Raw genomic sequence first — 12,861 nt, forward strand, 5'->3', positions numbered from 1 at the left:
AGCAGAAGGCTTCTTACCTGTTCGATCAGGATTCATGCGTTACAGATAAAATTAGTAATTCCAGTTAGTTAAATCATCGACCGGCAATTTTCAAGAATTATGATGGGCCAAACCTTGTGTCATGTCTTTGTTCATGTTCTGAGTTATCTTTTGTATTGCGGCACGGATACTTTTTACATTTTCTTCGATAAATCCGGGTTCCAGCAGTTCATAATGATTCCCAATCAAGCTATGCTCTTCATAGCTTCCTTGTGTAGCATCTTTCCATAAAAGTTTATTATCTCCTGTACCCTTCACCGTTTCCGATCCAGCGGCGACAAAGCCATGAATATTCGCCTGAACGCTTTCTGTATTCACAAGCTGGTTGCCATACACCGCATAAGCGATCATTTTACGCTGGTACGTTTCATTCAACAGCTCACGATAGGAATCTGGAACCTGTTCCAGCATGGCATGAATTTCCCGCTCTGTTTCTTCGTTTGTGAATGGCAGAGCTTCTGCCCTTTTGACCGAATCGAGCATTAATATATCGGATACAGTATGACCTAGGCGTTCCAGTGTGTCGGCAACTTTATGCGCCAGATTACCACCTATGGAATAACCAAGCAGCACATACGGACCTTGCGCCTGCGTGTTGATGATTAAATCAACATAGCGTGCCAACATGGCCTGCTCGTCTGCAACATCATCTACGAATTCTAATCCATACACGACGGCGTCTTGGTCCAGCTGCTTCGCAAGCTCTGCGAACGACAGCCCGTATCCAAGCATAGGAGGAAAGCAGAAGATAGAAACCGGACCGTGTTCATTCAACCGAATGATCGGGCTATCAGCCTTGTATTCCAGATCGGCTTTCAATAATGTGAGCGCCTGCTCTTCTATGGTCGGGAACTCCAGAACACTACGGATGGGCAGCTCAATATCTGTAGCAAGGCGAACTTTGCGTATAAGTTCCAGCACTTTCAAGGAATGTCCACCCAACGTGAAAAAGTCATCGTGGATGCCCACTTGCGGGATTTCAAGCACTTCCTGCCAAATGGCTGCCAGTAAATGCTCCACATCGGTTCGTGGTGCGACATATTCGATACCCGTATGCAGTGCTTTATCCGGCACAGGTAAAGCTTTGCGGTCGATTTTGCCATTTGTCGTTAGCGGAAACCGATCCAGCTGCACAAAGGCAGACGGAATCATATAGCTCGGCAAACTGGCTGACATCACAGCTCGAATCTCACGGATGGTCAGTTGTTCATCGGCAGTGAAGTAAGCACATAATTGCTGCTGACCTGCTCCATCCCGCAAAGCGATAACAACACTATCCCGTACGGACGGTACACTTGCCAGTCTCGCCTCCACCTCGCCCAACTCAATCCGGTAACCGCGAATTTTAACCTGCTGATCAATCCGTCCAGCGTATTCCAGTATGCCGTCTTCACGCCAGCGAACAAGGTCTCCAGTACAGTATAGGCGATCTCCGTCTACCCACGGATTAGCAAGAAATCTCTCAGCTGTCAGCTCAGGACGGTTCAGATAACCACGGGCAACTCCGTCTCCGCCAACAACCAGCTCACCCCAAGCTCCGATCGGTTGTAGGTTAAATGATGAATCTACTACATACGCCGTCGAATTGCGGATAGGACGTCCAATTGGCACAGAATCCAGCTGTTCTTCTGTAATGTGGTACGTCGTCGAAAAGGTTGTATTTTCCGTTGGTCCATAGCCATTAATGATGTTCATGTGCGGATTATCACGCAGGACCCGGTTAATATGGGGTGCAGACAAAACATCACCCCCCACCAGCAAATACTTCACATCACCGAAAAGTTTACTATCCTGCTGTGAAAGTTGATTAAATAGCGGTGTGGTCAGCCACATCATGTTGACGTGATGATCCTGTATCGTCTCTTTCATCTTGGCTGCGTCCAAAAGGTCATCCTTATGCAAGAGAACAAGCTGACCGCCGTTCAGCAGTGCGCCCCAAATTTCAAATGTAGATACATCAAATACAAACGCACATGTCTGCAGCATTCGGGTTGATTCATCAAATGGGACATAATCCGTATTGCGGACGAGACGCACAACACTTCGGTGCTCAACTACGACACCCTTAGGCTTACCTGTTGAGCCTGAGGTATAAATGACATAAGCGGCATGATTACTCGCTCCATCTATACCCGGATTGGAAGCATCTGCACTGTACGACTTATCATCATTCAGATTGACAATCTGTCCGTCAAAATAGCACCGATCCAATAAATCTTGCTGAGCCAGCAGTAGCTTGGCTCCCGAGTCCTCTAGCATATAACGGATACGATCCTCTGGATATTGAGAATCTATCGGCACATACGCGCCTCCAGCCTTCAAAATGGCTAATGTTCCCGTAATCATATCCAACGAGCGCTCCGTCAAAATGCCAACAGGTTCATCAGGTTTAACCCCTGCATCCCGCAGTGTACGCGCTAATCGATTGGCTGTCTCATTGAGCTCCCGATAGGTCAATGTTTGATGACCCAAAGCTACGGCAATATGATCTGGTGTGCGTTCTGCCTGTTCCTCAAACAGTTTATGAATCGTCTGCTTGTCTGGATATGCAGAGGCAGTGTCATTAAACTCTCCGGTAATTTGCTGTTTTTCCGCCGCTGTAACCAGTTCCAGCTCTTCTACACGAACATTTGGGTTAGACAAAATTTGCTCCAACAGATTCACAAAATGTCCATGCAGACGCTCAATGTCTGTTTGATCATAATTTAACGCATTATACATAAAACGAATCTTCACGCATTCTCCCGGCATTACAACTACATTCAGATCATAGTTGGTCTGCTCAAGAGCTACCACGTTGGAAATCGGGGAAAGTTCCTGCCCATCAATTTCCATCTCCTCGACCTGCTCATCCACCGGATAATTTTCAAACACCATAATATGGTTAATTAAATCCTGTTTCTGGTCAGTCAATGCCTGAATTTCAAACAGTGGGTACGTATCATACGCATGAGAAGCCAGCGCCTGTTCCTGCGTTTTCTTCATAACCTTTGCAAAAGATTCCCCTGCCTCACTAAGGATACGAACGGGAATGGTATTAATGAACAAGCCGATAATACCCTCGACTCCGATAATATCCGATGGGCGGCCTGAGACGACACTACCAAATACGACATCACGGTGGTTGTTATATTTTTGCAGCACAATTCCCCATACGGTTTGTAATAACGTATTCATGGTTACCTGATATCGCTTAGCCGTCTCCTCCACCCGGAGGGTAAGCTCACGCTCCAAAACCGTCACCCAATCACTAGCTGTATAGCCTCCACTCTTGCGGCCGGATTTTACAGCTGGTAGTGCTGTTTGCTGCTCATACCCGGATAAATAGCTGCTCCAGTAATCAGTTGCCGCCTTACGATCCTGTGCTTCCAGCCATTCAATAAAGCGGCTGTAGGGCACAGCCGGTGCCAGCTCTGGCACTTTTCCCTCCTGAAGCGCTGCATAGCTTTCAAGCACTTCTTTATTTATTAGGGACAGACACCAGCCATCCATGACGATATGATGAAAGCTCCACACCACATGGTAACTGTCTTCCCCGGTGCGCAACATCGCTATACGCATTAGGACATCCCGACGAAGATCAAATCCCTTTGCTTTATCTTCCAACTTGAAGTTTTTCAACCAAATGCCCCTTGTATCGCTATCCAGCCCACGTAAATCTTCGTAATAGAAGCCACAATTCCGATTTCTAAAGACCACCTGCAACGGCTCCGTATCCCGGCCAAAATAAAAATGTGTACGTAGCGCCTCATGTCGCCGAACCAGGATATTCAGACTTTCTGCAAAATTCTCGATGTCCATCTGACCCCGCATATCATAAGAAACCTGCTCAAAATACGCGTCACTCGCGGCTGCTTGACTATCGAGCTGGCTGTGAAACAGCATCCCTTTCTGCATCGGAGTCAGCGCATATACATTGTCGATCTCACCCGCAGTGCCCATTTCAGATAACAGGCTGTCCAAGCCCTCTACACTCATTCCTTTATACGAAATATCACTTGGGGTCAGCTCTGGTTGTTCTTTATGAATGCAATGGGTCAAAATTTCACGCAAGCTCGATTCCAGTAATCTCGCCAATCGCTCGATCGTTTCTGGTCGGTAGCTGGTACGGCTATAGCTAATCGTCAGCCCCAACTGGCCTCCCGAAATCATGCCGCCAAAATCCAGCGTATAGGTCCGAGCCATGGTTGGGCTAAGTGGCATGCCCCCGCTGTATGGGGATGATTGCAGGTCATTTCCCTTCATATCCTGATCAAATTGTCCCAAATAGTTAAAACTGATTTCAGGATCTGCTTCAAACAGGGCTGGCGATGCTTCAGCTAAATATTTCAATACACCGTATCCGATCCCTTTTTGTGGGATACTACGCAGTCCTTCCTTCACATGTTTAATCCGCTGCGAAAGAGCCGTTTCTTCTGGCATATCGAGTAAAACAGGATATTGGCTTGTAAACCACCCTATCGTCCGGGTAATATCCACCTCTGGAAGAATAGTTTCACGTCCATGTCCCTCTAGATTAATCAGGAAACGATCATTTCCGCTCCATGCTTGTAATGCCATTCCTACCGCCGTCAGCAACAGGTCATTAATTTCTGTACGGTAGGCACGATTGGCCTGCTTGAGCAGTTGCTCTGTCTCTGCATTTGTCCATAAAGCAGTAACCGACTCACTATCGCCAATCAATGGCTTATCATGCTCGTTATGTCCGTAATCCTGCGGCAAAGGAGCCAGTTTCGCTTGCGCAAGCTCCTCCCAATACACCCGCTCACGTTCCATGGCCGGGCTATTGGCATAGGCGTGCAGCTTCTCGGCCCACGTTTGGAACGAATCCGTCTTGTGAGGTAACTGAATTACCTGTTCACCCTTGGAGGCTTGCTCATATGCTGTCGCCAAATCCTCAAATAAGATGCGCCAGGATACTCCATCTACCACCAAATGATGAATCGCAACCAGCAGATGATCTCCATCCGGGCAACGGAACAGCCCGAGCCTCATCAATGGTCCTTCGCTCAGAGAAATACCAGATTGAATTTCATTGCATTTAGCCTCAATAACCTGCTCCAAATCCCCTCCAATGACATCGCTGTTTCTATAGTCAAAGCACTCCAAATGGTACGGTTCGCCTTCATCTATACCTCGGTTCCATGCAGTATATCCGTTCTCCGACGACCGAAAAATCATACGCAACGCATCATGGTGCGTTGTAATCTGATAGAGCGCCTGCCGAAGTGCCTGTTCGTCATAGCCTTCCTGCCGATAGAGCATGACCGATTGGTTGAAATAGTGTGGTTCACCCGTTGGCTGTTCAAAGAACCAGCGCTGAATCGGTGTAAGCACAACATTTCCGGTAACCTCGCCCTGCTCGGCTACTCGGTTAACTGGCTGAATATAAGTACTTAAATCCGCAATTGTCGGGTATTTAAACAAGTCCTTCATTTCCAGCTTGTATCCAGCCTGAAACAAGCGAGACGACACTTGAATGGCCTTGATAGAGTCACCACCCAAATGGAAAAAGTTATCCTTTATCCCAACCTTCTGAATGCCCAGAATGGCTCCCCAAGCCGCAGCCAGCGCTTGTTGAACATCCGTTTCAGGTGCCACATAATCCATACCTGTATCGAGATTATTTTCAGGCATAGGCAGTGCCCGGCGGTCTACCTTGCCATTCAGCGTCAAAGGCAGTCTGGATAACTGCACAAAGTAGGAAGGTACCATATAGCTCGGCAGATCCTGCGATAAAGCGTTACGTAAATCGCTAGCGCTTAATTCGCTATCTGTTACAAAATATGCACACAGCTGTTTTTGCCCGTGGTCATCCTGCCGCACGATAACAACCGATTCCTTCACACCTGCAATCGTGGACAAACGGGTTTCAACTTCACCCAGTTCGATGCGGTAGCCGCGAATTTTGACCTGCTCATCCATTCTTCCCTTATATTCCAGTACGCCGTCAGCACGCCAACGCACCAAATCCCCTGTACGATAGCAATATTCTCCAGGCCGGAATGGATTTTCAATAAACTTTTCTGCCGTAAGCTCAGGCCGATTCAGATACCCGAGTGCCACGCCATCGCCACCAACGAGCAGCTCGCCCCATGCTCCAATAGGCTGCAGTTTTAACAAGCGATTGACCACATAAACGGTCGAATGATCAATCGGACGCCCAATGGGAACAGACTGGGTTTGCGGTTCAGGAATGTCGTAGGTAGTGGAAAAGGTCGTGTTTTCCGTCGGTCCATAAGCATTGATCAACCGAAGGTGCGGGTACTCCTTTAACACGCGGTTGATGTGTGGTACGGACAACACGTCACCACCCACGAGCAATTCCTTCAGAGATGCAAATACTCCAATGTCTTGCTGAGAATGCTGATTAAATAAAGCCGAGGTTATAAACATGGTGCTAATACGATACTTGTCAATCGCCTGCTTAAACTTGGCAGCATCCAAAATAGTGTCATGATTTACGATATATAGTTGACCGCCATTTAGCAGCGTTCCCCAAATTTCAAACGTGGAGGCATCAAATACAACTGCCCCCATTTGCAGCATACGTGTATTTTCGTCAAGTGTGGCAAAGCTATTGTTCTTCACCAACCGTACGACATTACGGTGATTGACCATAACCCCCTTCGGCTTGCCTGTCGTACCAGAGGTGTATATGACATGTGAAAGATCTAAAGCAGATCCCCCAGTTGAAATAGAAGCTGACTCATCGATATGAGTGTATTCTTCAAATTCACTACTCCATAGGTGTGCGTCACTCAAGTCGATGACTGGAATACCTGGTTCAAAAGGAACCTGTTCTCGTCGCTGTGACAGTAAAAGCCCGGCACCGGAATCCTCCAATAAATAACGGATACGCTCCTCTGGATAATCGGGATCAATAGGAACGTATGCGCCTCCCGCCTTCAAAATCGCCAGCATTCCTACGACCATTTCAATGGAACGCTCAGCCACGATCCCTACTCGCTGTATCTGAGTCTCAGATCTGCGCCGTATCCCATGGGAAGCAAGTATGCGTGCGAGACGGTCGGAACGTTCATTCAGTTCGCGATAAGTGAGCTGTGTGTCCGCAAGAGTGATCGCTAGTCGATCCGGCGATTGTTCAACCTGTTCCTCGAACAGCACATGCAGCAATTGATCCCGTGGATACGGGGAGTCTGCTGCAGTGTTAAATTGCTCTAGAAGCTGCTCTTTTTCTTGGGCCGTAACCATTTCTATAGCCGCAAGCGCGATATCGGGCTGCTCTATCACCACATTGATCAGCTGTTGTAAATGTAAAGCCAAACGTTCGATGGTTTCCCGTTTGTACAGCCGGGTTCCGTATTGAAGACCGCAAGCAATTTGTTCCTCATTCTCCTGCGCGAACAGACTTAGATCAAATTTGGCCGTCGTTTGTTCACTCGGATAAGGCGCTAATTGCAGCCCTGCCAGCTGCTGCTCTTTTTGCTCCAGATTTTGTAGAGCAAACATGGTATCAAATAACGGATTGCGGCTTAAATCTCGATCCACACCCAGCTTTTCTACCAGCTCTTCAAACGGATAATCCTGATGTTCAAAAGCCTTTAACGCGTGTTCCTTGACCTCCAGCACATAATCGCGGAATGTTTTCCCGCCTTCCGGATAATTGCGGATTGCCAGTGTATTGACGAACATACCGATCAGATTGCCAAGATCAGCATGGGGCCGCCCCGCAATTGGCGAACCGACAATAATATCCTCCTGCCCGCTATAGTGACTAAGTAAAGCCGTATAAGCAGCCAACAGCACCATATATAATGTCGACTCCGTCTGTAACGCAATCCTTTTTAATCCTTCGCTTTGACGTTGATTGAGCGTAAATTCCAGTACATCCCCTTCGAAGCTTCTCACCGCCGGACGTGGATAATCGGTTGGAATATCCAGCACGGGCAGTTCTCCCGCGAAGGTATTGAGCCAGTAGTTTTCCTGTTCCTGATAACGTTCACTTTGTTGCTGTTCCCGCTGCCAAGCAGCGTAGTCCTTATACTGAATACGCAGTGACGGAAGCGTATCCCCTTCATATAAGCGGATGAAATCCTGAATTAATACATTTATAGAGGTACCGTCCGAAATGATGTGATGCATATCCAGTAATAAAATATGATGCTCTGGATCTGTTTCAATCAAACCAACTCGGAATAACGGAGCCTGCCCAAGATCGAACGGCTGGACAAAGTTACGTACCAACTCATCCGTCTCCTTTCGGGTAGCTCCGTGAGCATAAGTCAACTCGATGTGAAAAGGAACCTCGTTATGTACTCGCTGAACAGGTTCACCATTCATGGTCTCAAAGCTTGTGCGCAATGTTTCATGGCGGTCAATAAGCTGACGGAATGCGTTGTTCAGTGCTTCATGATCAAGTGAACCGGTCAGTGTCAGAGCGCCAGGTATGTTATAGCTAATTCCCTCTCCATCAAGCTGATTGAGAATATACATCCGTTTTTGGGCCGAAGATACCGCATAAAATGGCTTATTTTCCGAAACAGGGATGGATTCATAGGTTGTTTGCTCCAGTGCTTCAATGACCTGCGCAAGCTGTTCGATGGTTGGGTGCTGGAATAGGTCCTTTAGCTGCACATTTTTACGCAATTGCTTATGGACAAGCGATATAACATGGGTCGCACGCAGGGAATGTCCTCCTGCTTCAAAAAAGTTATCTTTAATGCCAATGCGCTCAAGCTCCAGCACATCTTTCCAGATGCTGACTAGTTGTGCTTGTAATTGATTTTGAGGAGGTACATATTCTGCGCCTGAGCTTATGCCTCTCTCCGGTCGCGGCAACGCCCGGCGATCCACCTTGCCATTAGGCGTCAAGGGCAATTGTTCCAGCTGCACAAAATACGATGGCACCATATAACCCGGTAGCTCCCGGCTCAAAGCGCTGCGAAGCTCACTTAACTGTACATCCGGATGGGTTATCACATAAGCGCAAAGCTGCTTTTGCCCCTGCTCATCCTCCCGTGCAATTACAACTGCTTCTCGAACGGCCTCCAGCTTCAACAGCTGCGTCTCCACCTCGCCCAATTCAATCCGATAGCCCCGGATTTTCACTTGTGCGTCGATCCGTCCCTTGTATTCCAGCGTCCCGTCCGCATTCCAACGCACTAGGTCCCCTGTTCGATAGCAGCGTTCGCCGTTACGGAACGGGCTGTCGATGAACTTTTCGCTCGTCAGGTCCGGGCGGTTGCAGTATCCGCGAGCCACCCCGTCACCGCCAACGAGCAGTTCTCCCCATGCTCCAATCGGCTGAAGCTGCATCGAACGGTCCACGACATATGCGGTTGAGTTATGGATCGGGCTCCCAATCGGAATGGATTCGGATTGCACACTAGTGATCGCATGCGTAGTGGAAAAGGTCGTATTTTCTGTGGGACCATAGCCGTTAATGATCCGCAGGTTCGGATGAGCCTTCAGTACCCGGTTAATATGCGGCACGGACAGCACATCGCCACCGACCAACAATTCCCGTATTCCCTCGAACAGTTCCAAATCCTGCTGGGAAAGCTGATTAAAGAGCGGCGCGGTCAGCCACATCGTGGTAATGCCATGATTACGGACAGCTTCCTTAAGTCTAGGTGCATCCAAAATGACATCCTGGCTTACCAGCACCAGCTGTCCACCGTTCAATAGTGCCCCCCAAATTTCGAAAGTGGATGCGTCAAAGACAACAGACCCAGTCTGCAAAATGCGCGTGTCAGCATCCAAATGTGCATAGTTTGTATTTTTCACCAAACGCACGACATTGCGATGCTCCACCATAACGCCCTTGGGCTGGCCTGTTGTACCTGAAGTGTACATAATATAAGCCAAACGATCTGCTGCGTAAACTTGATGTATTGGTTTAGCTTGTTCGGATTGCGTAGCTTGTGTTTGTATGGTTTCTGGTTGTGTGGTTGAAGTAGAAGCAAGTTCGGAACTGGCGGAAATAGAGTAAAACGGATTTAGGCAGTCCACGTATGCCATATCAGCCAGATCCGTATTTGTTCCATGATCATTCGGCAGAATTGGATCGTAACGATCAGCATCATCCGTTCCATAATTCGCAGCATCGCTTAGATCAAGCACTATTCCCTTAAACTCTGTGGGCCGATGTTCTATTTTCTGCACAAGTAGTATTTCGGCACCGGAATCCTCCAGCAAATAGCGCACACGTTCGTCCGGGTATTCGGAGTCAATCGGAACATACACCCCGCCCGCTTTAAGAATCGCGAGCATGCCTACGATCATCTCTATCGAGCGTTCAGCTACAATGCCGACCGTCTGCTCGGTGCGTATTCCCTGCTTACATAAAGAATGAGCCAGTCGGTTAGCCTTTTCATTTAATTCTCCATAGGTTAGGCTATCTTGTCCGTACATTACTGCCACCTGCTGGGGTACCTGCTTCGCCTGCATCTCGAACAATTCATGAATAGACGCATGACTTGGATAATCTACAACTGTATCGTTGAAAGTATGAACCAACTGCTCTACTTCTTGCTCTGACAGCACTTGTGCTGTGCAAATCTCCAACTCAGGCTGATGCAAAACAACGCTGTACAGCCGTAATAGTTGCTCAACAAAGCGTTCAATGGTCATCTGGTCATAACGGTCGCTGTTGTATGTCACATTCAGGGAAATGGCTGCATTTTCCCATTGAAATTGAAAATCCAATTCAGATTGCACATGGTTCAGAAAATCAGAAGTGTGAATGTTTTGCAGGGATGCCGTGGTGTGAATAAGAGGCTTATCGTTCTCGTTACGCAGAATTTCAAGTCCCTCGGTATAGTTCCAAAAAGGGATATTTTGGTGTTCAATTGCTTCGCTGACAGAGATTTTGATTTGAGACAGCAAGGTTTTGAAGGTTGTTGATGAATCTAGCGTATTTTTCAATAGAAGCAGATGGTTAATCGGCTTGGTAGCACCGTTGCTAGACTTGGCTACTGGAATGCCCAGCAGCACACATTCCTCACCTGTGTATTTATGCAATAAGCTTTCTACTCCAGCAAGCAGGACCATAAAAACGGCCCATGGAGCCCCACCTGTTATAGATGATATTCTTTGGGAAATTTCTAATGGAAATGTGAACGTGTGCGTATGATAGTTAGAATTCGTTGCAGTTGTATCCCTGGACAGACGATGGGTATATGGCAAACAGATGATATGATCCTCAGATTCCAGCTTATGACTCCAGTAATTTTTTTCCTTCTCAAATAAGGCTTTCAATGACATCCCTCCTGCTTCATGGGGTTTGTACCCCGGTTGGAATGGTGCGTTGCTACGTAAATGAGCATTATGTCGGAAAAATAGTACTTTGCAGGCAAGGGCAGTCGGACAAGCCGCCGCCCCTGCAGATGCAAAGTGAAATCATTCATTTTAGAAAACTGATTTAGAAAACAAAGTCAATGGAATCTGGCGAGAAGCCTTCCGATTGCTCGCTTGAATTCACCTGAATATCGCTTAATAGCAAATCCGGATTGGCTCCAACCTGTGACAGGATCGCTATCAAATCTCCGGTTAATCGTTCAATCGCATCGGTGCCAAACAGCTTCGTACAATATTCAAAGGAACCCTTGATCTGCCCGTCTTCATCACTCATGGATAAGGTCAAATCGAATTTGGAAATACGATGCTCCTGCACATACGGACTAAAGGACAGGGTTTCAAGCTTCGCTTCCTGTGACTCCGTATTTTGCAGTACAAACATGGTGTCAAACAATGGGTTACGGCTTGCATCCCGTGCTACATCCAGCTTTTCCACCAGCTCTTCAAGCGGATAATCCTGATGCTCGAAGGCTTGCAGTGTACGATCTCGGACTTCCAGCAAGTAGTTGTGGAACGTTTGGTTGCCCTGCGGCTGGTGCCGGATAGCTAGCGTATTGACGAACATGCCGATCAGTGGCTCCAGCTCAGGTAACAAGCGACCGGCGACCGGCGTACCGATGATCAGGTCATCTTGACCGCTGTATTTGGACAGCAGGACGGTGTAGGCGCCCAGTAGCACCATGTACAATGTGCTTCCGGTCTGTGCCGCTATCCGGCGCAGTTGCCCAGATACATTCGGGTCCACTGTAAATTCATACATCGCTCCCTCAAAGCTGCGCACAGCAGGTCTAGGATAAGCAATCGGCAGATCCAGGACCGGCAATTCCCCGGCTAAATGCTCCAGCCAGAACTGTTCCCGGCGCTGGTAGGACTCCCGCTGCATTTCCTGCTGCTGCCACACCGCATAGTCCTTGTACTGAATTGACAACGGCTCTAGAGCCTGTCCCTCGTACAGTTGTCCCAGCTCCTGCACGATATTGTTAGACGATACACCGTCTGAAATCATATGGTGCATGTCGTACATCAGGAGGTGACGCTCGGGCCCGGTTTGAACGAGACGGACACGCAGCAGCGGTGCCTGCTGAAGATCGAAGCTGCGTACAAAGGACTCGATATACGCTTCGGCTTCAGACTCATGGGCCTGCAGACGTTCTACGGCAAACTCCACCTGATCGTAAACCCGCTGCACAACCTCGCCGTCCACCATTTCAAAGGAAGTCCGCAGCGTTTCATGGCGGGCCACTAACTGACGGAACGCCTCCTCCAGTCGGTCTGCCTCCAGCGGCCCCTCCACTACCAATATACCCGGCATATTGTAGCTGACCTCTCCACCTTCCAGATGGCTCAAAATGTACAGTCGTTTTTGCGCCGAGGAAGCAGGGTAGTAGGCCTGTTTCGTCGCAGCAGGGATCACCGTATAGGTGTCTGTGCCATGTGTTGCGATGAGCTGAGCTTGCTGCTCAATCGTAAAGTGCTGGAACACCTCACGCAGTGTCATTC

2 protein-coding genes and 1 other annotated feature (1 of these 3 only partly in view) are annotated in these 12,861 nt (G+C 48.2%); both genes read right to left on the reverse strand.

The window, feature by feature from the left end:
• Positions 1–90: 90 nt before the first annotated feature.
• Positions 91–11,262, reverse strand: a complete 11,172-nt coding sequence (locus ACQQ6X_RS01890) for a non-ribosomal peptide synthetase (RefSeq protein ID WP_305167823.1) — start codon at positions 11,260–11,262, stop codon at positions 91–93.
• Between the two features lie 163 nt (positions 11,263–11,425).
• Positions 11,426–12,844, reverse strand: a complete 1,419-nt coding sequence (locus tag ACQQ6X_RS01895) for a condensation domain-containing protein (protein WP_430493524.1) — start codon at positions 12,842–12,844, stop codon at positions 11,426–11,428.
• Positions 12,837–12,861: a sequence feature (23S ribosomal RNA rRNA prediction is too short), on the forward strand (it continues 243 nt past the right edge of the window). (Overlaps the previous gene by 8 nt.)

Source organism: Paenibacillus ottowii (assembly GCF_050516475.1).
Lineage (GTDB): Bacteria > Bacillota > Bacilli > Paenibacillales > Paenibacillaceae > Paenibacillus > Paenibacillus ottowii.